Origin of the sequence: Actinosynnema sp. NPDC020468 (genome assembly GCF_040642015.1) — a bacterium.
GTDB lineage: Bacteria > Actinomycetota > Actinomycetes > Mycobacteriales > Pseudonocardiaceae > Actinosynnema.
Map to the genome: position 1 here is coordinate 67,272 of NZ_JBFAEO010000009.1, position 22,562 is coordinate 89,833.

Sequence of the window (22,562 nt, forward strand, 5' to 3'; positions counted from 1 at the left end):
GGTTCGACATGTCGCACAACAACGGGTATGGCGCCGCGCGCCCGCTGTCCCGGAGGTTCTTCCTGACGGCGGCCGGTGTGGGCGCGCTGTCCGCCGGCCTGGCGGCGTGCGGCGGCGGGTCGTCCGGCTCGACGCCGACCACGTCCGGCTCGGCCGCCGGCGGCTTCCCGCTCACCGTCGACGGCGCCGAGGGCAAGGCGGTCATCCCCGCCCAGCCGCGGAAGGTGGTCACGGTCGGCTTCATGCGCGACCTGGACGAGGCCGTGTCGCTCGGCGTCACGCCGGTCGCGACCACGCCCGCCACCAACTTCGACTCCGGCCTGCCGCCGTGGGTCGAGGCCAAGCTGGGCGGCACGAAGGTCGAGCAGCTGAGCTACGAGGACAACCTGCCGTTCGAGAAGATCGCCGCGCTCGGGCCGGACCTCATCCTCGCCACCGACAGCTACAGCCTGGCCGACGACTACGCGAACCTCAGCGCCGTGGCGCCCACCCTGTCCTACGAGAAGGACGTGGCCGAGGACTCCTGGCAAACCCGCGTCAGCCGCATCGGCGCCGCGCTGGGCCGCAAGGACGAGGCCGCGAAGGTGATCTCGGACGTGTCGGCGAAGATCGACGCGGCGCGCAAGCAGAACGAGAAGGTGTTGACCGGCAAGACGTTCAGCTTCAGCCTGCTCAACGCCGAGGGCGCGCTCGCCACGATCGTCCTGCCGACCGACGCGTCGGCCGCGTTCATCTCGCAGCTCGGCCTGAAGCTGTCGGACAAGGTGACCGGCCTGCCGCAGTCCGGCCCGGCCGGGCGCGCGGTCGTGGCGCAGGAGAGCACCGAGCTGCTCGACGCCGATGTGGTGATCTTCTCCTTCCGCACGCCCGAGGAGCGCGCGAAGGTCGAGGGCGACCGGCTGTTCCAGGGGCTGTCCGCGGTCAAGCGCGGCGCGTACATCCCGCTGGAGGTCGAAACCGCGCTGTCCCTGGCGTTCCCGTCGACGCTGAGCATCCCCTACGCGCTGGACAAGATCGTGCCGCTGCTGGTGCAGGCGGCGGGCAAGGCGTGAACCGCGCGAACCCGGGAGGACCGACGATGAGCACACCGACCCTGGCCAGGACGATCGAGGGCAGCGGCCCGGTGGTCGAGCACCTGCGGCGCGACCGCGAGGCGATCCGCTCGCTGCTGCACACGTCGGGAGCGGTGCTGCTGCGCGGTTTCGACATCGGCGGCGCGGACGGTCTCGCGGAGGCGGTGCGCGCGGTGTCCGGCGAGCCGCTGACCTACACCGAGCAGTCCTCGCCCCGCAGCCGCATCAAGGGCAACGTCTACACCTCGACGGAGTACCCGCAGCAGGCGGAGATCCCGCTGCACAACGAGATGTCCTACCAGGCGGTGTGGCCGCTGACGCTGTTCTTCCACTGCGTCGAGCCGCCCCTGACCCAGGGCGCGACGCCCTTGGCGTCCGTGCGCGCGGTGTACGAGGCGATCGACCCGGCCGTGCGCGAGGAGTTCGAGCGGCGGCGGTGGATGGTCGTGCGCAACTACGGAGAGGACATCGGCCTGCGCTGGCGGACGGTCTTCGGCACCGAGGACCGCGCGGAGGTCGAACGCCAGTGCGCGGCCGGCGGCATCACCCCGGAGTGGCTGCCCGAGGACGGCCTGCGCACCCGCGCGGTCCGCGACGCCGTGCACCGCCACCCGGTGACCGGCCTGCCGGTGTGGTTCAACCACATCGTGATCTTCCACGAGAGCAGCCTGCCGGCGGAGGTCCGCGAGGGCCTGCTGGACGTGTACGGCCGGGAAGGCCTGCCGAACAACACCTACTACGGCGACGGCGGCGTGATCCCGGATGACGTGGTCGCCCACCTCCGGGCCTGCTTCCAGGCGGCCTCGACCCGTTTCGACTACCACCGCGACGACCTGCTGCTGGTCGACAACATGTCGGTCGCCCACGGCCGCGAACCCTTCACCGGCCCCCGCCGCATCGCGGTGGCCATGGGCGAGGCCTCGGCCTGACCCACCCGCCGGGACCGGCCCTTCCGGTCCCGGCGGGTGTCGCGGCGCGCTAGGCGGTTCCGTCCTCGGTTGAGCCCTCGGCCGAGGTAGTACGCGTCGGTGGAGTCGAGCAGCCCCGAGTTCACCACCGTGTCGATGAACCGCACCGCCTCATGGTCACGCGGGGAGGAGATGGGGTCCGTCGTGCGCACCGTGGTCGACGGGTTGGTCGCGGCGTGTTCCTCGACTCGTCGTTCCCACTCGGGGATGTCCGGGAAGTGTCGGTCGACCCACTGCTGCCGACTGTCGCGACCGCGAATGCGCCCCGCGCGATCGGCGAGGCGTCAGCGGCGCGGCGGCGTGCGTCGAACTCGACCCGCGTCACTTGCTCCGCCAACGCGTCGTGCCGGCCCAGCCTCTCCGGCCCGTGGAACAGCACCGGCCACGCGACCGCTTCACCGAGTTCGCCTCGCACCGCGAGACTCGATTCGACGCGATCACTCCGCGGCGCCGAAATGCACTCCGACAGGCCATTGCCCCGACCGTTCTATTGCCCCGACCGTTCGGGTGATCAACCGCGGCTCGCGGTCCACGCCGCCCAGAGGTCCGCGTAGTGCCCACCCGCCGCGACGAGGTCGGCGTGCGTGCCCTGCTCCACGATCCGACCCCGGTCCAGCACCACGATCAGGTCCGCGGCCGCGGCCTGGGTCAGCCGGTGGGCCACCACGATCGCGGTGCGGTCGGCCAGCACCCGGGCGGCGGCCTTCTCGAGGACCCGGGCCCCGCTGCTGCCCGCCTCCGCGGTCGCCTCGTCCAGGATCGCGACCAGCGGGTCCAGCAGCAGCAACCGCGCCAGGGCCAGCTGCTGCGCCTGCACCACCGTCAGGTCGTGCCCGCCGTCACCGACCACCGTCGCCAACCCGCCGGGCAGCGCGCGGGCCCACTCGGCCGCGCCCACCGCCTCCAGCGCCGCCCACAGCTCCGCCTCCGCCGCGTCCGGTCGCACCAACCGCAGGTCCTCGGCCACGGTGCCCGCGAACACGTGCACCTCCTGCGTCACCAACGCCACCGTCGCCCGCGCGGTCTCCGCGTCCAGGTCCGCCAACGGGACCCCGCCCACCCGCACCACGCCGGACGCCGGTTCGTGCACCCCGGCCACCAGCTTCGCCAGCGTCGTCTTGCCGCCGCCGCTGCCGCCCACGAGCGCCACCGTCGCGCCCGTCGGCACGTCGAGGTCCACCCCGTGCAGCACGTCCCGCCCCGGCACGTAGGCGTACCGCAGCCCGACCGCCTTCACCGACCCGTCCGCCGCCCGGTCGCCACCGGCCCGCCGCGCCGGCACCGGCAGGTCCACCACGCCCACCAACCGCGCCAGGCTCGCCGTCGCGGACTGGAGGGTGTCCAGCAGGAACAGCACCCCGTTGATCGGCGTGAACAGGTTCGCGAAGTACAGCGCCGCCGCGCTCGCCGCGCCGATCGTCGCGACCCCGCCGCGCACCAGCAGGAACCCGGTGATCAGCACCGCCGACAGGCCGACCAGCTCGGCCACGTTCAACCGGCCGAAGAACCGGGTTTGCAGCCGGGTCACCGACACCGTCAGGCCGATGCTGCGGTCCACCCGCGCCGCGACCCGGTCCACGTGCGCCGCGCCCGACCGGAACGCCCGCACGGTGTCCGCGCCGCCCAACGAGTCCAGCAACTGCTGCTGCTCCGCGCCCGCCGCCTCCCGCCGCCCCGCGTACAGCGGCGCCGAGCGGCGCAGGTACCACCGCGACGTCCACGCCTGGATCGGCACCGCCAGCAGGGCCGCCGCGCCGAACCGCCAGTCCAGCGCGGTGAGGCCGACCACGGTCAACGCGATCACCAGCGCCGACTGCGCGAACTCCGGGAACGCCTCCCGGATCGCCGTGCTCACCAACGACACGTCCTCGGTGATCCGCGACGTGAGGTCGCCGGACCCGCCCGCCTCGACCCGTTCCAGCGGCAGCGCCAGCGCGTGCTCGACGAAGTCCTCGCGCAACGACGCCAGCACCTGCTCGCCCAGCCGCGCCGTCGACCGCAGGCCCACGTAGGCCAGAACCCCTTGCGCCACCGCGATACCGGCCAGTTGCAGCACCGGCACGAGCACCCCGCCGCCGGCCACCGCCAGGTCGACCACGCGACCGAGCAGCCGGGCGGTCAGCATGCTCACCCCGGCCGCGCCCAGCAGTCCGACGGCGGCCGGCACCGCGAGTCGGGGGTGCGCGGCCAGCAGCCGGACGATCACCGTCCTGGTGCGCCGGGCCGAGGCGACGGGAAGCAGGGTGGTCACGACAGGATCAGCTCCCGGTAGCGCGGGTGGTCGCGGAGCAGCGTCGCGTGGTCGCCCGCGGCGGACACGACGCCCTCCTCCACGAACACCACCCGGTCGGCCACCGCCAGCAGCGCCGGGCTGCTGCACAGCACGATCGTGGTCCGCCCGACCCGCGCCGACCGCACCCCGGCCGCGATGGCCGCCTCGGTCGCCGCGTCCACCGCCGTGGTCGGGTCGTGCAGCACGAGCACCGGCGGGTCGGCGTGCAGCGCGCGGGCCAGCGCGACCCGCTGCCGCTGACCGCCGGACAGCGAACGCCCGCGCTCGGTCACCGCGGTGGCCATCCCGTCGGGCAGCGCGGAGGCCATCCGCTCGACCTGCGCGGCCCGGGCCGCGGCCGCGACGTCCTCGCCACCGCCCGCCCGGATGTTGTCCGCCACGGTCCCCTCGAACAGGTCCGCGTCGTGCGGCGACACGAGCACCGCGGCCCGCAGCACGTCCGGCGCCACGTCCGTCAGCGGCGTCCCGTCCAGCGCCAGTCGTCCGCCCGGCGGATCGGCCTCCCGCCCGAGGAACCGCCGCAACGCCGTCGCCTCGGCCGGGTCGGTCGTCACCACGCACACCAGCTCACCCGCCGGCACCACCAGGTCCAGCCCCGCCAGCCGGTCGCCGGTCACGCCCGCCAACTCCACCCGACCCGCGACCGGGCCGAGCACGTCCGCGCCACCGGTCACGGCGGGTTCGGCGTTCAGCACCGAGGAGATCCGGGCCGCCGACGCGCGGCCGGCCGCCAGCGCCGCGGTGATCTCGCCGAACACCGCCAGCGGGCCCAGCAGGAACTGCGCCAACCCGACCGCCGCGACCAGACCGCCCGCCGTGATGTCCCCGGACGCCGCCAACCCGCCGCCCACCAGTGCCACCACGGCCAGGAACACGCCGTTCACCGCGATCACCGCGCCGGAGTACCCGGCCTCGGCCCGCGTCGTGTGCAACGTCGCGGCGAGCGAGTCCCGGCTCACCGCGCGGTACCGCGTCACGCCGGCGCGCTCGGCGCGCAACCCCTTGACCACCCGCACCCCGCGCACCAGGTCCGTGCCGATGCCCGCGGCCCGCGCGGCCTGCTCCTGCTGCGCCGACGCCCGCCGCTCGAGCGGACCGCTCAACGCCCGCACCAGCAGCATCACCGGCGGCGTGCCGAGCAGGATCAGCAGACCCAGCGGCACCGACACCGCGAGCAGCCCGGCGCTCGCCACCGCGACACCCACGACGGCCGCGATCCCGTGCGGCAGCAGGAAGTTCACCATCGCGGTGCGGCGCGCGTCGGCCGTGGCGATGCTCACCAGCGCGCCCGGCGGCAGGGTGGTGTCCGCGCCGCCCCGGCTGTCGAGCACCCGGCCGGCCAGCGCCAGCCGCAACGCCCGGTCCGCGCGCACGCCCGCCAGCAGCCCGACCCGGGAGCCGAACCGGAAGCTCAGCGACAGCACCAGGAAGTCCACCGCGAGCACACCGAGCCAGAACGCGAGCGCGCCCGGGTCGCCGGTGGTCACCGCCCGGTCCAGGATCACCCCGATCAGCAGCGGGACCAGCGCCTCGCCGGTCTGGTGCGAGACGAACAGCGCGGCGGTCGCGGTGATCCGACCGCGGTGGGCGAGCATGGACCGCCGCAGCACACCGCCGTCGTCGGGGGAGCCGGGGCGTCCCACCGTGCCTCCCTCGGTTGTCTCGGCACACAAGTATGCCTACCCTAACCACAGTCACCGGGTCGGGTGATCGTGAACCGGTGGAGGTTGTCCGAATGCCCGTTGACGCCTCACCGCGAGCGCGGCGGGCGCCCGCCGCGCTGACGTCGGGCCTGGTGCTCGCGGCGGTGGCGGTGATCGCGTTGTCCGCGTGGTCGCTCACGGTGGGCGCCAAGGACGTCGACCTCGGCGCCGCGCTGCGGTTGCTGCGCCACGACGACGGCTCCGAACTCGCCTACGTGGTGCGGGAACTGCGGCTGCCGCGCACCCTGCTCGGCGTGGTGGTCGGCGCGGCGCTGGGTCTGGCGGGCGCGCTGATGCAGTCCGTGACCCGCAACCCGCTCGCCGATCCCGGACTGCTGGGCGTGGAGATCGGCGCGTCCACCGCCGTGGTGGTCGCGATCTCGCTGCTCGGCGTCACCGAACCCGGCGGCTACGTGTGGTTCGCGCTCGTGGGCGCCGCCGCGGTGGCCGTGCTGGTGTACCTGCTGGGCTCGACCGGTCGTGGCTCGACACCGGAGCGCATGGTGCTCGCGGGCGCGGCGGTGAGCGCGGTGCTGGTGGCGTTCATCGGGATCCTGCTGCTGCTCGACGGCCAGGCGTTCGACCGCTACCGGTTCTGGGTGATCGGCTCGCTGGCCGGGCGCGGGTTCGACGTGCTGTGGGAAACCGGGCCGCTGATCGTGGTGGGCGCGGTGCTGGCGCTGGGCCTCGGCCGCGGGCTGAACGCGCTGGCGCTGGGCGACGACACCGGTCGCGCGCTGGGCGTGCGGGTCGAGCGGATCCGGCTCGGCGCGGCGGTGGCGATCACCGTGCTGTGCGGCGCGGCGACCGCGGCGACCGGTCCCATCGGGTTCGTCGGGCTCGCGGTGCCGCACGTGGCCCGGTTGATCACCGGCCCGGACAACCGCTGGGTGCTGCCCTACTCGGCGCTGCTGGCGTCGATCCTGGTGGTGGGCGCGGACGTGGTCGGCCGGATCGTGTCCGCGCCGGGAGAGCTGGAGGTCGGGATCGTGATGGCGTTCGTCGGCGCGCCGGTGTTCATCGTGCTGGCCAGGCGACGTCGGATCGCGCAGCTGTGACCCGGGCGCTGAGGTCCCCGTCGGGCGCGTTCTCGGTGCGCGTGCGCCCCCGCGCGCTGCTGGTCGGCGTGCTGCTGCTGCTCGCGGTGCTGGTGCTCGGCGTGCTGGCGCTGACCACCGGCGACTTCCCGGCGTCGCCCGCGGACGTGGTGCGCGTGCTGTTCGGCGACGGGCCGCGCGGTCTGGAACTCGTCGTCACGCGGTTCCGGTTGCCCCGGTTGCTGGTGGCCGTCGCGGTCGGCGCGGCGCTCGGCGCGGCGGGGTCGATCTTCCAGAGCGTGTCGAAGAACCCGTTGGGCAGCCCCGACGTCATCGGTTTCACCACCGGGTCGGCGACCGGCGCGCTGGTGGTCCTGTTGGTGGCGAAGGACAGCGTGATCGGCGTGTCCGGCGGCGCGGTGCTGGGCGGCGTGGTGTCGGCGCTGGTCGTGTACGCGCTGGCGTACCGGCGGGGCGTGCAGGGTTTCCGGCTGATCCTGGTGGGCATCGGGGTGAGCGCGGTGCTGGCGGCGGTCAACGCCTACCTGCTCAGCCGGGCGTCGCTGAAGGAGGCGCAGAGCGCCCAGTTGTGGTTGGTGGGCAGCCTGAACGGCCGCGGCTGGGACCACGCGGTGCCGGTGTGGGTGGCGTTGGCCGTGCTGCTGCCCGTCGTGGTGGCGCTGGGCAGGCGGATGACCCTGCTGGAAATGGGCGACGAGACCGCGACCGCGCGCGGCGTGCCGGTCGAGCGGACGAGGGTCGTCCTCGTGATGGCGGGCGTGGCCCTGACCGCCGCGGCCACCGCCGCGGCCGGCCCGATCGCGTTCGTCGCCCTGGCCGCGCCCCAGGTCGCGAAGAGGTTGGTGCGCGGCGGCGGAGCGGGCCCGCTGGCGGCGGCGCTGACGGGCGCGGTCCTGCTGGTGGGCGCGGACCTGGCGGGCCAACGCCTGCTGCCCGTACCCCTCCCGGTCGGCCTGAGCACCGGCGCGGTGGGCGGCCTCTACCTCGTCTGGCTGCTGGGACGGGAGTGGCGCGGCGAGCGGTGAGCCCGCGTCGCGCCAGGACCACCGCTTCGGGTCCGGTGTCGGCACACCCGCGATCGCGGGTGTGACACCGGAATCCGAATCCGGTTCCCTTCCGCAGCGGAAACTACCCCGCTGTCGGTGAGGTGGATCACCTTGTCGGCGGTCGGTTTCGGTGCGAAAGTCTGTTTCGGGGGAGGTGAAATTCGTGTCTCCGGACACGAATTTCCTGTGCGTGCGCCTCCGGTTTGCCGGTGGATATGCCAAGTCAGGGGGGTTGATGATTGCGATGCGTGTGAGGAAGGCGGCCGCGGTCGTGGTGGCCGCGTTGTCGCTCGGTGTGCTCGTATTACCGGGAACGTCCGGTGCGAGTGCACAAGGGCCGGTGCGCGAGCGCGCTGCGGGCGAATCGGGGAAATTCGCCGGGACGTCTGCGGCCGGGATCGTGGCGGACGGCATCGGAGTTCGCGCCTACGCGGCGTACGTCGACACGTTCGCCGGGATCGAGGTCGACCCGACGCGCAATCGGGTGGTCGTGTACACGACCGATCCGGTGGCGGGTGCCGCACTGGTTCGCGAAGGAGTGCGAGCCACGTCCGAGGCTGTTCGCGCGGATGTGGACGTCGAGGTCCGCAGCGCCAAGTACTCGCAGAAACGGCTTCAGGAAGCCAGTGCCGGGATCTGGTCCGGGGTGAAGGAGGCCGGGTCGCAGGGCGTCGAGGTGTACTCGATCGCGCTGAAGCACGACGGGTCCGGGGTGGAGGTGCGCACCAACTCGCCGGCCAAGGCTCCGGTGCTCACCGCCCAGGGCGGCGTGATCGCCGGCGCGGACGTCCACTACGTCGCAGGCTTTCCGTCCGTGCCCACCAGCCGGGAGGACCCGGCGCCACCGTGGCAGGGTGGCATCCCGATTCGCAACGCGGTCTGGCCGGACGGTTGGGACTGCACCGCCGCGTTCGGCCTCCACTCCGGGGCCACCGACTACCTCCTTACCGCGGAACACTGCTTCCCCGGCGGCACGGACATCGAGGACTTGAACGGGGATCCGATCGGTGAGATCGCCGTGGAGAACACCGTCTACGACAGTGCGCTGATTCCGGCGGACAGCCAGGCGGGTGTGTGGGTGAACGACGAATACGCGTTCGACGTGCGTCAGTCCAAGTATTCGTGGAACGGTGAGTACGTCTGCCAGAGCGGTTACACCAGCTATCCGAACAAATGCGCGATCGAGGTCGTGAACCACTACGTGGAATACGACTTCGGTGACGGTGGTGGTGTTCGGCACGGCGTCGAGGGCCATCGTTGCGCCGGCTGTTCGGCGGTGGCGCGCGGAGACAGCGGTGGGCCGGTGTGGTCCACGCACCCGGACACCGGTTTGTACGCGCGAGGTGTGGTCAGCGGCGGTCACACGCCGGTGGGGTCGGCGAGTCGGCTGGAGTACATCTACTTCACCGAGGTCCCGTTGATCGCCGCCACCCTGGGCGTCAGCCTGATCACCAGCTGACATCCACGGTCGCGGGCACCGCACTCCGCGGTGCCCGCGGCCCGTTGCCATGGGAGTGCCATGTACCACCGTGCGGTGCAGTTGCTCGCGGTCTGCGCCACCGCCGCCGCTTTCCTGGCCCCGTGGGCGACCTACGGCGCGTACGACGTCACCGTCACCGACCTGCCGGGCTGGCCCTGGTACCCGGCCGCGGCCACGGTGATGCACGTGCTCGTGCACCGCCGGACCACGCCGTGGCGGATCGCCTCACTGGTCGCGTGCGCCGCCACGCTCGCCGCGGCACTGCTCGTGCTGTCCGGCTACACCGACGCCGCCGCGATCTTCGGCCCCGGCCCGATCCCGATGGTGTGGCCCCGTCCGAGCTACGGCGTCCTGCTCGCCGGCACGGGTGCCCTGCTCTGCGCGGTCACCCGTCGGTGCCCGCCATCAGGTGGGCGAACGACTCCGCCGCCGCCCGCGACGTGAACAACCGGTCCAACCGCGCCCGCGCCACCCGGTGCCGGAACGGGCCCGCCGTGGCCTCCGCCGAACCGTGGAACACCATCTCGGTCATCCACCGGGAGAACTCCTGGTCGGTCCACACCCGGCGCAGGCACGTGTCCGAGTACTCCCGCGACGGCCCCTCGTCCCCCTCCAGCACGGCCGCGACCAACGCCCGCGCCAGCACGCCCGCGTCCGCCACCGCGAGGTTCATCCCCTTGCCGCCCATGGGGGGCACGACGTGCGCGGCGTCGCCGACCAGGAACAACCGCCCCCGGGACATCGGCTCCAGCACGAAGCTGTGCGCGTCGATCACCGCCTTCTCCACCACCGGTCCACCGACCAGCCCGGGATCGGCCAACCGCGCCCGCAACTCCCGCCACACCCGCTCGTCGTCCCACGCCGCCAGGTCCTCACCGGGCGCGCACTCGAGGTAGAACCGACTGGCCGCCCCACCCCGCCCGAAGTGCGCCGCGAACCCGAGCCGGCTCACCGCGATCACCGGTCGGGCGGGCGGCGGCGACCCGGTCGACACGGTGATCCACCCGACCTCGTCGGCGAACCGGTGCACGGTCGCCCCGGCCGCCACCGCGGCCGCCCGCCCGACCCCGCGCGCACCGTCACACCCGGCCACGTACCGCGCGTCGACCCGGACCCCACCACCGCCGTACGTCACCCACGGCCGCTCTTCCAACCCGTGCAACGCCACGTCCGCCACCCCGAACCGCACGTCACCCCCGTCGGCGAGGAACCGGGCCAACAGCCGCCGCACCAACACCTGTTGCGGCATCAACACCCCGACGGGCCCGTACCGCGCGGCGTCGAACACCCGGGGAACCCCGTCCACCCGGAACTCGACCACCCCGGCCCGCCCGAACCCCTCGACCACCGCGCCGAGCCCGGCCTCCACGAACACCCGCTCCGCCGCGAAGTCGAGCACCCCGGCCCGCTGCCGCGCCTCGACCCGCTCCCGCGTCCGCCGCTCCACCACGACGCAGTCCACCCCGGCCCGCCGCAACAACGACGCCACGGTCAACCCGGCGACCCCGGCCCCGACCACCACGACGGCCGTCTCCTCGACGCGCATCCCGACCTCCTCGGACGTCGGCCTCCAGCGTGGCACGGGCTACCGGCGGCGGACGACCTCGCGCACCCGTTCCTCCCAGGCCGCCAGGTCGCGCGGCGCGAGGACCTCGGCCAGCACCTCGGCGGCCAGTCGGAAGGCCTCCTCGCACGAGTCGACCTCGTCGTGGGCACCGCGGTCGATCACCACCGGCCGGCCCAGGGCGGCCAGGTGGTCCCGGACCGGGCCGGCGAACTCGTCGGGGAGGCCGGGGACCAGGGGAGTGGACAGCGCGGAGTGGACCACCGCCGCGGTCGGTACGGCGGCGGGTGGGTGGCCCGGTGCGTGACCGCCCAGCAGGGCGCGGAGCCTCTTGCCGCCGGCGTCGCGGAAGACCTCGACCACCGCGGTGCGGTCGGCGGCGTCGACGGCCACGTGCCACGTGCCCTCGTGCAGGACGATCATCGGACTCCTCTCACCCCAGGTCCGCCGGCAGCAGCAGCCGGAGGTCGTTGACCGTCGGGGTCGGCGCGGTCGACAGTCTGCCCGCCTGGCGGGTCATCATGGTCTCCAGGACCTGGCGGGCGTAGCGGGCGTTGCCGAACGTCTCGTCCCGGTGCACGGACGCGAAGTGGGCGCGCAGGGCGGTGACGGTGTCCGGTGCGCATTCGTAGCCGTTGGTGGACGCCATCCGGTGCACGATGGTGACCAGGTCGTCCGCGTCGTAGTCGGCGAACTCCACGTGCCGGGTGAAGCGGGACGCCAGGCCCGTGTTGGAGGACAGGAACTTGCGCATCTCCGCCGAGTAGCCCGCGACGATCACCACCGTGTCGTCGCGGTGGTCCTCCATCAGCTTCACCAGCGTGTCCACCGCCTCCTGCCCGAAGTCGCCGCCGTTGCCGCCCGGGGTCAGGGTGTACGCCTCGTCCACGAACAGCACCCCGCCCCGCGCGCTGTCGAACGCCTCCCGCGTGAGGTGCGCCGTGTGGCCGACGAACCGACCGACCAGGTCCGCCCGCGCCACCTCCACCAGGTGCCCCTTGCGCAGCACGCCCAACGCCGCCAACAACTCGCCGTACAACCGGGCCACGGTCGTCTTGCCGGTGCCGGGCGCGCCCGCGAACACCAGGTGCTGGCTGATCGCCGGCACCGGCAGCCCGGCCTGGCGGCGCTGCCGGGCGGTCGCGATCAGGTTCACCAGGTCGTTGATCGCGTCCTTCACCTCGGTCAACCCGATCATCGTGTCGAGCTTCTGCCGCAGCACGGCCAACGTCGACTCGTCACCCGGCACCGCGGCGTCCGCACCCGGCACGTCGGCGGGCAGCAGCAGCGACAGGCTCTGGTCGTCCGCCTCCGGCTCGCCGGCCAGCCGGAACGCCTGGCGGTCCACCATCTCCTCGAACACCTTGCGCGCCGCGCGGCCGTTGCCGAAGTCCTCGCCGCGCGCCAGCTGTCCGAAGTGGACACCCAGGGACACCCGGGTCTCCTCGGGCACCTGGTACTGGTGCGCGCCGCACATCCGCTCCACGATCGTCACCAGCTCGTCGGTCGTGTAGTTCTCGAACTCGATGGTCCGGGTGAACCGCGACGCCAACCCCGGGTTCGACTGGAGGAACGCGGACATCTCCTGCGAGTACCCGGCGGCGACCACGACCAGGTCGTCGCGGTGGTCCTCCATCAGCTTCACCAGCGTGTCCACGGCCTCGCGCCCGAAGTCCGGCCCGGTTCCCTTGCCCTGCGCGGTCAACGTGTACGCCTCGTCGATGAAGAGCACGCCACCCAACGCCTTCGTGAACGTCTCCGTCGTCTTGATCGCCGTGCCACCGACGATCTGCGCGACCAGGTCCGCCCGCGCCACCTCCACCAGGTGACCCTCGCGCAGCACACCCAGTTCGGCCAGGATGCTGCCGTACAACCGGGCCACGGTCGTCTTGCCGGTGCCGGGCGGTCCGGCGAAGATCAGGTGCCGGCTGGTCGGCGGCGCGACCAGACCGGCCTCCGCCCGTCGCCGCGCCATCTTGTTCAGGTTCACCAACGTCTTCACCTGGTGCTTGACGGCGGTCAACCCGACGAGCGCCTCCAACTTCGCGAGCGGCGCCTCCTCGTTCTCCGCCACGACCTCCTCGACGGCGCCGACCTCGGCCGAGGCCGCCGCCGTCGCGCCGGACAGGTCGGGCGCCCCGTTCCCGGTGCTGGTCAGGTTCTCCACCGACGTCCGCGCCGCCGGCACGGTGATCCGCAGCCCGCTGCCGGTGTTGTCCGACGCCGTGCAGTCGACCAGCGCCACCGAGTCCTCCGAGTCGACCCGCACCCCGTCGCCGCCGTTGCCGCTCACGTCGTCCGCGGTCAGCTTCGCCCGACCCACCACCAGCACGCCGTGCCCGCGCGAGCGCCGCACCGCCGACCGCGACAGCACCAGTTCGCCGCCGTCGTCCACCCGCACGCCCTCCCGCGCGGACTCGGCGATCTCGCAGTCCCGCAACGACCCCACGCCACCGGGCCCGATCAGCACACCCGACGCGCCCGCCCGGTGCACCCGCAGCGAACTCACGTAAGGACTTCCGCCCTCGGAAACGCTCAGCCCGGACTGCCCGGCGTCGAGCACCTCGCAGTCCTCCAACCGCCCGCGCCCGTTGCCGGTCACCTCGACCCCGTGCCCGCGGCACCCGTCCACGACCGCCCGGCGCAGCAACGGGTTCGCCGCCGCCTCCACCAGCACGCCGCCACCGGCGACGTCGCGCACCTCCAGCCGGTCGAACTCGGCCGTCGCGCCGTCGGTGACCAGCAACCCGGCCGCCGACCCGCCGCGCACCGTGGTCCGCACGAACGACGGCCCGCTCGCGTCGTCCACGTGGATCCCGGTGCCGACCGCGTCCGCCACCTCGCACTCCTCGAACGACCCGCGCGACCGCCCCGTCACCCGCACCCCGACGCCACCGGTCCGCGCCGTGCGACACCGCCGCAGCACGGGATCCGCGCCGTCGGTCACGGTGATCCCGTCGCCGGTGGTGTTGGTGATCCGGCAGTCCTCGAGCACCGGCGACGAGTGCGTGCTCACGAACACGCCGCTCGCGGTGTCGCGCACGGTGGTGTCCACCACCTTGGTCGCGCTGTCGCCCTCCAGCGCGATGCCGGGCCGCCCGGTGGCGGAGATGTCGCAGTGCTGCACGGTTCCCCGGGCCTGGCCGTTCGCGCACACCCCGTTCCCCTTGGCGTGCCGCAACGTGCAGTCGCGCACCAGCGGGTTGCCGCGCTCGGCGATCACCACTGCGGAGGTGTGCACGTGCTCCACCACGCAGTCCTCGATGGTCGAGGCGGCGGGCGAGGTCACCACGATGCCGGCACCCGCGGGGTTGGTCACCCGGCACCCGCGCATCGCGAGCGAGCCGGAGTTGCGCGCCAGCACGGCGGTCCAGGCCGCGCCGACGATCTCGCAGTCCTCCACGGCCGCCTGACCGCGCGCCACGTCGAGCGCGGGGAGCTCCTCGTGCTGACCGCGCAGCACCAACCCGGTCAGCTTCACCGCCTCGGCCGCCAGTCGCACCACGCTGCCCTGCCGCGCCACGACCTCCACGCTGCCCGGCGCGTCGCTCGCCGCGATCGTGACCACCTTGGTCACCACCAGCGACTCGTCGTACCGGCCGGGCAGCACGGAGATCACCGTGCCGTTGCGCGCGTCCTGCAACGCGGCGGAAATGGTGCGGTAGCCGTTGTCCCGGTCCACTGTGAGCACGTGCCGTGACACGGGCGCTCCCCTCGGTTCGTCCTCGCGAGCGGGAGCACACGGCTCCCGCACCGGCCAACGCACCGGGCACCTCGGACGGTTCACCGCGGCCCGGTTCTGCCGGTGGTTCTTCGTGTTCGGCCGCCACCGGACCGTGCTGGACTTGGCCGCGTGAAGCGACGACTGGCCGTGGCGTGCGCGGCGTTCACCGTCCTGGCGAACGCCGGCGAGGCCACCGCGCAGGACACCGACCTGCCCCGGATCCCGCAGGTCCTGCGCGCCGGCACGCCGTGCACCGCCCCGTCCGGCAAGAAGGTCACCGAGGTGCCGTGGTCGCTGCGGCACCTCGGCGCGGACCGCCTGTGGCCGCTCACCACCGGGTCCGGCGTCACGGTCGCGGTGCTGGACACCGGGGTGGACGGCGCGGCCGTGCCGTCCGATGTGCTCGGTGACGGCGGCGCGGACTGCGTGGGCCACGGCACGGTCGTCGCGAGCCTGATCGCCGGACCGGTGCGGGAGGGCGGCGTCGCCGGACTCGCGCCGGGCGCGCGCGTGCAGGCGGTCCGCGCCACCGACCGGCTCGGCGCGGCCACCCCGGAGACCATCGCCTCCGCCATCGACCAGGCGGTCCGCGCGGGCACCCGGATCCTGTGCGTCGGCGCGGTGACGACCGACGGCGCGCCCGTGCTGAAGGCGGCGGTGGAACGCGCGACGGCCGCGGGCGCCCTGGTCGTCGCGGCCGCCGGCCCCGACCCGGCCGACCGGCCCGCCGAACCCGCCCGGTACTACCCGGCGTCCTTCCCCGGCGTGATCCCGGTGGCCTCCGCCGGCCCGGACGGCAAGTCCGACGCCGGAGCGGGATCCCTTGCCGCACCGGGAAACCTGGTCGTCGGCACCGGCCCGGGAGGCGGCCACGTGGTCGCCTCGGGCCCGGCCTTCGCCGCCGCCCAGGTGGCCGCGACCGCCGCCCTGATCCGCGCCTACCGCCCGCAGGCCACCGCGGCCGAGATCACCTGGCGTCTGTGGGACACCGCGTACCGCCAACCGGGCCTGATCCTCCTTGACCCGTTGGCGGCGGTGACGGCGAGCGGAACGACGGGCGGCGCGCCCACCGGCCGCCCGGAACCGGTGGTGGTGGCCACAACCCCGGACCTGTCCGCGACCCGTGCGTCGGCGACAGCCGTGGTGGGCGGCGCGCTGGTGGTGACGGGCCTGCTGGCGGCGCTGGCCGCGGTGTTGCCGCGGGGCCGTCGACGTGGGTGGCGCGGCGGCGTCTGACCACACCACCCACGTGGCGGTGGTCAGGCGATCAGGTCATCGAACTCGCCGTTCTTGACGCCGAGCACGAAGGCCCGGAGTTCGGCCTTGGTGTAGGTGACGACCGGACTCGCGTCGCCGAGCGTGGAATTGCGCAGGGCAACGCCGCCGTCGGTCAGCGAGGCCAATTCGACGCACTCGCCACCGGTGCCGTCGCCGGTGCTGAAGCTGCTCTTGCGCCACGTCAGGTGTTCGGTCATGGGCTCTTCTCTCCTGGCTCTGAGGTCCACTGGGCCGCCGCGTCCAGTACTAGGGCCTTGGAAGCCCGCAAGTCCAGGGCGGAGACCCTGCGGCGGTTCCAGGCAACCCGATAGGGCTCCGTCGACGCGCGGCGATCGCGGTAGAACTGCTCCGCTTGGCCGTAGACCTGGACGACGTCCGCCGTGATCCCGTCCGGAAACCCCAGGACGAAGAACGTCGTCTCCATGCAGGGGAACGCTCCGGCGGAGATCGGTTGGATCTGGATCTCGACGTTCGGCAGGTCGCAGGCCGCGGCCAGGAGCCGGAGCTGCTCGCGCATGACCGCCCGTCCGCCCACGGGCAGACGCAGCGCGGCCTCGTGGATGATCGCGCGGATCAGCGGAGCGCCGCGCTTGGTGACGACCTGCTGGCGGACCTTGCGCAGCTTCGTCAAGTCGTCGATGCGCTCGGTCGGGAGCAGTTCGCCGTTGCGCAGCCACAGTTCGCGCATGTACCGCTCCGTCTGGAAGTAGAGCGGGATCACGGTCTGCGTGGCGGCCAGGATTTCGACCGCGTCGTTGCGCTCCAGCTCGAGGAACGCGCGGCTCTTGAGCGGGACGAACATCGGGAACTCGCCGCGTTTGGTGCGGGCACGCGCTTCCCGGGCGAGTTCGACCAGCATGGCCAACTCCTCGGGCGCGACCCCGTACGCGGTGGCGAGCATCTCGATCTCGTAGCGCTTGAACTTGTACTGACCTCCTTCCTTCCGGGTGAGCGTCGGCCCGGTGATGTCGATCATCTCGGCGGCCGCGTCGCGGTCGATGTCCGCGTCCTTGCGGAAACTGCGCATCGCCGCGCCGAGTTGGCGACGTTGGCTGATCGCGCTGTCGTCGTTGCTGCTCGACATGTTCATCCATTCGTGAAAGCCGAAAGGGCACGTGTCTGTTGTAAGCTCGCACCAGACGTTGGGTGCACGCAAAGGCTCTCACATCCGTCCCGGTCGGGACGCGGAGGGCGCGACGACGAAGGAGTGGTGTCATGAGCGGGGCGAGGAACGCGGTGGTGACGAGCCTGGGGCTCCACCTGGACGACCGGGCGCCGGTGGATCTGAGGGGTGGCCTGGAGACCACGGCGGTTCTGGTGCTCGGGGGCGGCGTGGTGCTGACGATGGACGAGGGGTACCTGCGGGCGTTGCGGGACGAGGCGACGGTGGTGCTGGGCGACATGGCCCAGATCGAGGCGGCCGACCAGGTGGTGGAGGCGGCGGGTCACGCCGGTGCGCAGGCGCGTCGGATCGCGACCCTGACCCGAGGCCAGGCGGACGCGGCGAAGGCGGCGGGCGCACCGGCCGAGGCGGCGAGGGCCTACGAGGCGGCGGCGCGGGCGGCGGACGCCGCGGAAACGGCGCAGATCGCGGTGGGCGCGGCGTCCGAGGCCATGGTCCGGGCGGACGAGGCGGCGGAGTCCGCTCGGCTGGCGGGAGCCCGCGCGGCCGGCGCCGCGGGCGGGGCGGTGACGGAGGTGCTGCGCTTGGTGTGACACAACTGTCGGGAAGAGGCGGAGGTGGCGCGGCAGGAGATCGCCCGGGGAGCGCCGGGGAGGCGGAATTACTTGGCGGCCAAGGGTTTCGCGGGCTGGCCTGCGGCCAGGGTCGGTGCGTCGGTTCCGACGGACGTCGAACAGGTGGCGCGCGCCTGTTCGGCCGCGCGGCCGAGTACCCCGACAGGACGGCGGCCTGTCGACGCACCCAGCCCGGCCGACCCGCCCGGACCGCCCGCCCGACCCGCCCACCTGAATGTCCGCCCGCCCGGCCGATCCACCCGATCCACCCGCCCGGACCGCCCGGACCGCCCACCAGAATGCCCGCCCGCCCGGACCGCCCACCTGAATGCCCGCCCGCCCGGCCGATCCGCCTGGCCGCCTGGGGCACCCGATCCGCCTGGCCGGACCGCCCGGCCCACCCGCCCGACTGCCCGAGTGCCCGACTGTCCGCCCGAACCGCCCGTCCGGCCGATCCGCCTGGCCGCCCGGCCGCCCGGCCGCCTGGGGCACCCGACCCGCCTGGCCGCCTGGCCGCGTGACGCACCCGATCCGCCCGGCCGATCCGCCTGGGGCACCCGGCGCGCCCGGCCGAGGCACCGATCCGCCCGACCTGCGCGACCGCCCGGCAGGCCCGCCCGATCCGCCCAGCGCGCGCGTCTCGGCGAACGCGTGGCTACTTCGTGGTCAGGTCCGCCTCATAGGCCGACAGCGCCGTCTGCACCACCGTGTTGCCTCGACGGGTGATGTACTGCGCTCGGCCCGGGATCAGCTTGCGGGGCTTGACGTTGCCCAGGACCATGCCCTCCGACGGTGGGCAGGAGAGCAGCATCGTCGGCGTGTTCACCTCCACCAGTCGGCGCAGGAGGGGGTCGTTCGCGCCGCGGCCGAAGCCGTTGGCGCCTCGGGCGACGATCAGGTGCAGACCCAGCGCGTTGCCCTGGGCCAGGGCGTCGAAGAGTTGCTGGAACGGGTTCGTGGACGGGGTCGCCACCATGTCGTAGTCGTCCACCACCACGAACACCTGGGGGCCGGTCCACCAGTCGCGGGCGCGGAGGCGGGCCGGGGTGATGTCGGGGCCCGGGGTGCGGGTGTGGACCGCGCGATGGACGCCGTCGATCAGGTCGCGGACCGAGTCGGCGGAGACGGCGTAGCCCAGGCGGTACTCCTCGGGGACCGCGTCGTAGAGGGCACGTCGGTAGTCCACCGTGATGATGCGGGCCTCCTTCGGGCTGTACCGGCTGGTGATGCCGTCCACCACCAGCCGCAGGAGGTTCGTCTTGCCGCTCTCCACGTCGCCGACCACCAGCAGGTGCGGTGAGTCCTCGAAGTCGTGCCACAGCGGTTCCAGGCGCTGGTCGTCCCAGCCGAGCGCGATCCGCACGTCCGCCTCCGGCGCGGGCAGCGCGGCGCGGTCCAGCACGGGCGGGAGCATCCGGACCGGGGGAGCGGACGGGCCGGTCCACGCCGCGGCGACGCGGTCCACCAGCGTGGTGACGCCGGTGGCCACGTCCGCCGGCACGCCGTCGAGCGCCGGCAGCGCGGTCAGGAAGTGCAGCTCCTTCTCGGTCAGGCCGCGACCCGGGATCTTCGGCACGGTGCCCGCCGCGCGCATGTTGATCATCGAGTCCACCGGGTCGCCCAGCCGCAGCTCCAGGTGCGTGCCGACCAGGTCCCGGATCGACGCGGCGATCTCGCTCCACCGACCGGTCGCGAGCACCAGGTGGATGCCGTAGTTGAGCCCGCGCGCGGCCAGCTCGGCGAACGTCGGCGTCAGCTCCATGAAGTCCTGCCGGATCGTGGACCAGCCGTCCACCACCAGGAACACGTCGCCGTGCGGCTCGTCCGCGAACTCGCCCGCCGCGCGCCGGCGCCGGAACGTCGGCATCGAGTCGACCGCGTGGTCCAGGAAGAACCGCTCCCGGCGGGCCAGCAGCGCGGTCACCTCGCCGATGGTCCGGTTGATCCGCTCCACGTCCAACCGCCCCGTCACCCCGCCCACGTGCGGCAGGCGCGCGAGACCGGTCAGCGTGCCACCGCCGAAGTCCAGGCAGTAGAACTGGACCTCGGCCGGGGTGTGGGTCAGCGCCAGCGCGCAGATCAGCGTCCGCAACGCGGTGCTCTTGCCGCTCTGCGGACCACCCACGACCGCCATGTGCCCGCCGCTGCCCGACAGATCGACCACCAGCGGCTCGCGGGTCTGCTCGAACGGCCGGTCCACGAAACCCAGCGGCACGGTCAACGTCGCGAGCCCGGTCGCGGTCAACCCGCGCTCCGGCGTGACCCGCAGCGGCGGCAGCAGCTCGTCCAGCGACCCGGGCTCGTCCAACGGCGGCAGCCACACCCGGTGCGCCGCGGGCCCGCTGCCGTGCAGCCGCTCGACGGCCACCTCCAGCAGGCTGCGCCCCGACGGCTCGGCCACCGGCTCCGCCACCGGCGCGGGATCGCGGCGCACCGCGAAACCGGCCGTGAACGGGACGATCTGCTGCGCCACCACGGCCTGCTCCACGCCGCGCCGCGCGATCCGGTGCGGCCCGGACACGTACGCGGCCTTGAAGCGGTCCAGCGCGCCGATGCCGTTCTTGAGGAACCCGTTGCCCGGGTCGGACGGCAGCTGGTAGGCGTCCGGCACCCCCAGCACGCCCCGGCTCTCCATGGCGGAGAACGTGCGCAGGCCGATCCGGTAGGACAGGTGCGACTCGAGCTGGTGGATGCGGCTCTCGTCCAACCGCTGCGAGGCCAGCAGCAGGTGCACGCCCAACGACCGCCCGAGCCGCCCGATCATGATGAACAGGTCCATGAAGTCGCGGTGCGCGGCCAGCAGCTCGCTGAACTCGTCCACCACCACGAACAGCGTCGGCAACGGGTCGAGCGCCGCGCCGCCCGCGCGGGCCCGCTCGTAGTCCAACGCCGAGCTGTAGTTGCCCGCCTTGCGCAGCAACTCCTGACGCCGCACCAACTCGCCGTGCAACGCCTCGCGCATCCGGGACACCAGCGCGGCCTCGTCGGCCAGGTTGGTGATCACCGCCGAGGTGTGCGGCAACCCGTCCAACCCGAGGAACGTCGCGCCGCCCTTGAAGTCCACCAGCACGAAGTTGAGGATTTCCGACGAGTGGGTCAGCGCGAGCGCGAGCACCAGCGTGCGCAACAACTCCGACTTGCCCGAACCGGTCGCGCCGATCAGCATGCCGTGCGGGCCCATGCCGGCCTGGGCCGACTCCTTGAGGTCCAGCTCGACGGGCAGCCCGGTCGGCCCGATGCCCAGCGGTACCCGCAGCCGACCACCCGGGCGCGGCGCGGCCCAGCCCGCCGCGACGTCGTGGGTCTGGATGTCCTTGATCCCCAACAACGACGTCAGGTCGAAGTCGGCGGACATCGGCTCGGCCGACCGCCGGGTCGCGCCCACCCGGTAGGGCGCGAGCCGCATCGCGAGCGCCGTCGCGGTGGCCAGACCCAGCCCGTCGGGCCGGCCGAGGTCACCCGCGACCTCCTTGTTCTGCTGGTCGACGGTGACGACCTTCAGCTGCCCGTCCTCGACGCGCAGCCGCAACGTCAGCGGATCGTCCTGTTCGGACAGTGCCGAGGACAGGTCGACCACCGTCGCGCCCCGGTAGCCCTGACCCGCGAGCCGGGACGTGGGCGGCACCGGCACGCCGTCCACGAACAGCATCACGCACGGCTCGGCGGCGTCCGGCGCGAAGTCCGGGTCGAACCCGGGCCTGCTCGCGAACTCGTCGCCGAGCGCGTCGTCCAGCTCCGCCATCGTGCCGACCACCAGCCGGGACGCGCCCGCGCCGTCGGTCTCGTCGGGGTGCAGGGTGTGCGGCAGCCACTTCACCCACTCCCACCACGGCCGCCGCTCGCGCGAGGTCAGCACCACGATCCGCAGCTCGGCGGGCGAGTGGAACACCGCCAGGTGCGCGATCATCGCCCGGGCCAGCGCGCGCAGCCGGTCGGCCTCCCGGTCGTCGGCGGCCCGCAGCAGGATCCGGGAGAACGACAGCAGGAACACCGCCACCGGCTGGTCCGCGACCGTGCCGTAGGCGTGGATGAACCGGCGGAGCGCGTGCGCGGACAGCGGCTCCAGGTCGTCGACCGGCTTGGTGGACAACGGGTTCAGCCGCCAGGCCAGCCGCTGCGGGCCGACGCCCACCCGGATCTCGCCGAAGTCCTCGTCCCGCGCCTCCCGCTCCCACATCCTGGTCGTGCCGGGCAGCGACCACAGCGCGACCGGGTCCGGGTGCCGCCACGCCAGCGCCTCGCGTTGCGCCACCACGACTTCCCGCACCTTGCGCCGGGACTGGGCGAGGTAGCGCAGGTAGTCGCGCCGGGCGTCGTTGAGCTTCTGCCTGCGGTCGCCCGCGCTGCGCCCCAGCTGGCCGACCAGCATGGCCATCGAGGACACCGTCATCAACCCGGCGGCCAGGTAGCTGAACGCGCCGTTCTCGCCCGGTCGCACGAACAGCAGCACCGTCGCCGTGGACGACAGCGCCATCGGCAGGTACATCATGATCGCGCCCGCGCTGCGCTGGACCTCCGGCAGCGTGGGCGGCTCCTGGATGCTCAGCTCGCCCTCTGGCAGTTCCGGACCGGGCCGGCGCGGACCCTTGCGGAACAGGATTACACTCAACCCCGGATTCCTTCCCTGGCGGACGTGCT

The 22,562-nt window shown here is 73.4% G+C and carries 16 protein-coding genes; 8 read left to right on the forward strand and 8 right to left on the reverse strand.

Features of this window, described 5'->3' with window-relative positions; all coding sequences use genetic code 11:
• Positions 1-8: 8 nt before the first annotated feature.
• Together AB0G50_RS09645 and AB0G50_RS09650 are read left to right on the forward strand one after the other, a co-directional pair.
• Positions 9-1,052, forward strand: a complete 1,044-nt coding sequence (locus tag AB0G50_RS09645; RefSeq protein WP_360104431.1) for an ABC transporter substrate-binding protein — start codon at positions 9-11, stop codon at positions 1,050-1,052.
• 26 nt (positions 1,053-1,078) lie between these two features.
• Positions 1,079-2,002, forward strand: a complete 924-nt coding sequence (locus tag AB0G50_RS09650) for a TauD/TfdA family dioxygenase (RefSeq protein WP_360104434.1) — start codon at positions 1,079-1,081, stop codon at positions 2,000-2,002.
• 550 nt (positions 2,003-2,552) lie between these two features.
• Here the strand turns inward: AB0G50_RS09650 and AB0G50_RS09655 are convergent.
• Both AB0G50_RS09655 and AB0G50_RS09660 read right to left on the reverse strand, forming a co-directional pair.
• Entirely contained in the window at positions 2,553-4,292 is a 1,740-nt protein-coding gene (locus AB0G50_RS09655; RefSeq protein WP_360104437.1) for an ABC transporter ATP-binding protein, read from the reverse strand.
• Positions 4,289-5,977, reverse strand: a complete 1,689-nt coding sequence (locus tag AB0G50_RS09660; RefSeq protein ID WP_360104440.1) for an ABC transporter ATP-binding protein — start codon at positions 5,975-5,977, stop codon at positions 4,289-4,291. The genes AB0G50_RS09655 and AB0G50_RS09660 overlap by 4 nt, the downstream gene beginning before the upstream one ends.
• A 92-nt stretch (positions 5,978-6,069) precedes the next feature.
• Between AB0G50_RS09660 and AB0G50_RS09665 the strand changes: the two genes are divergently transcribed.
• The 4 genes from AB0G50_RS09665 (at position 6,070) to AB0G50_RS09680 (ending at position 10,065) form a co-directional block, all read left to right on the forward strand.
• Positions 6,070-7,095 carry an iron chelate uptake ABC transporter family permease subunit gene (locus AB0G50_RS09665; RefSeq protein ID WP_360104443.1) on the forward strand — a complete coding sequence of 342 codons (1,026 nt, stop codon included), beginning with the start codon at positions 6,070-6,072 and terminating at the stop codon, positions 7,093-7,095.
• Positions 7,092-8,120 carry an iron chelate uptake ABC transporter family permease subunit gene (locus tag AB0G50_RS09670; protein WP_360104446.1) on the forward strand — a complete coding sequence of 343 codons (1,029 nt, stop codon included), beginning with the start codon at positions 7,092-7,094 and terminating at the stop codon, positions 8,118-8,120. The genes AB0G50_RS09665 and AB0G50_RS09670 overlap by 4 nt, the downstream gene beginning before the upstream one ends.
• Before the next feature lie 184 nt (positions 8,121-8,304).
• The gene (locus AB0G50_RS09675; protein WP_360104449.1) at positions 8,305-9,600 is read left to right on the forward strand and encodes a trypsin-like serine protease; all 1,296 of its coding nucleotides are present in this window, start codon (positions 8,305-8,307) and stop codon (positions 9,598-9,600) included.
• Between the two features lie 60 nt (positions 9,601-9,660).
• Complete coding sequence (locus AB0G50_RS09680) at positions 9,661-10,065, forward strand: hypothetical protein (RefSeq protein WP_360104451.1); 405 nt, start codon at positions 9,661-9,663, stop codon at positions 10,063-10,065.
• On the opposite strand, the gene AB0G50_RS09685 is transcribed toward AB0G50_RS09680, so the two are convergent.
• From AB0G50_RS09685 to AB0G50_RS09695, 3 genes are read right to left on the reverse strand one after another with little or no spacing between them, the layout of a single operon-like run.
• On the reverse strand, positions 10,007-11,167 hold the full coding sequence (locus tag AB0G50_RS09685; protein ID WP_360104454.1) for an FAD-dependent monooxygenase: 1,161 nt from the start codon (positions 11,165-11,167) through the stop codon (positions 10,007-10,009). The two genes, AB0G50_RS09680 and AB0G50_RS09685, sit on opposite strands and share 59 nt — an antisense overlap.
• Positions 11,168-11,206: 39 nt before the next feature.
• A complete protein-coding gene (locus AB0G50_RS09690; protein WP_360104457.1) occupies positions 11,207-11,608 on the reverse strand; it encodes a hypothetical protein in 402 nt (133 codons plus the stop codon).
• A 10-nt stretch (positions 11,609-11,618) separates the two neighbouring features.
• Positions 11,619-14,888, reverse strand: coding sequence for a right-handed parallel beta-helix repeat-containing protein (locus tag AB0G50_RS09695; RefSeq protein WP_360104460.1), 3,270 nt, complete (start codon positions 14,886-14,888; stop codon positions 11,619-11,621).
• Positions 14,889-15,038: 150 nt separating this feature from the next.
• Here AB0G50_RS09695 and AB0G50_RS09700 point away from each other — a divergent pair, with 150 nt between their 5' ends.
• Entirely contained in the window at positions 15,039-16,145 is a 1,107-nt protein-coding gene (locus tag AB0G50_RS09700; protein WP_360104463.1) for a S8 family serine peptidase, read from the forward strand.
• 23 nt (positions 16,146-16,168) lie between these two features.
• Here the strand turns inward: AB0G50_RS09700 and AB0G50_RS09705 are convergent, their stop codons facing one another.
• Together AB0G50_RS09705 and AB0G50_RS09710 are read right to left on the reverse strand one after the other, a co-directional pair.
• Positions 16,169-16,384, reverse strand: coding sequence for a DUF397 domain-containing protein (locus AB0G50_RS09705; RefSeq protein ID WP_360104466.1), 216 nt, complete (start codon positions 16,382-16,384; stop codon positions 16,169-16,171).
• Positions 16,381-17,271: a DUF5753 domain-containing protein gene (locus AB0G50_RS09710; RefSeq protein WP_360104469.1), complete on the reverse strand. Its 891-nt coding sequence runs from the start codon at positions 17,269-17,271 to the stop codon at positions 16,381-16,383. Before AB0G50_RS09710 ends, AB0G50_RS09705 begins: the two co-directional genes overlap by 4 nt.
• Before the next feature lie 131 nt (positions 17,272-17,402).
• Between AB0G50_RS09710 and AB0G50_RS09715 the strand changes: the two genes are divergently transcribed.
• Positions 17,403-17,903, forward strand: coding sequence for a hypothetical protein (locus tag AB0G50_RS09715; RefSeq protein WP_360104472.1), 501 nt, complete (start codon positions 17,403-17,405; stop codon positions 17,901-17,903).
• 676 nt (positions 17,904-18,579) lie between these two features.
• On the opposite strand, the gene eccCa is transcribed toward AB0G50_RS09715, so the two are convergent.
• A complete protein-coding gene (gene eccCa, locus AB0G50_RS09720; RefSeq protein WP_360104475.1) occupies positions 18,580-22,533 on the reverse strand; it encodes a type VII secretion protein EccCa in 3,954 nt (1,317 codons plus the stop codon).
• Between the last annotated feature and the right edge of the window lie 29 nt (positions 22,534-22,562).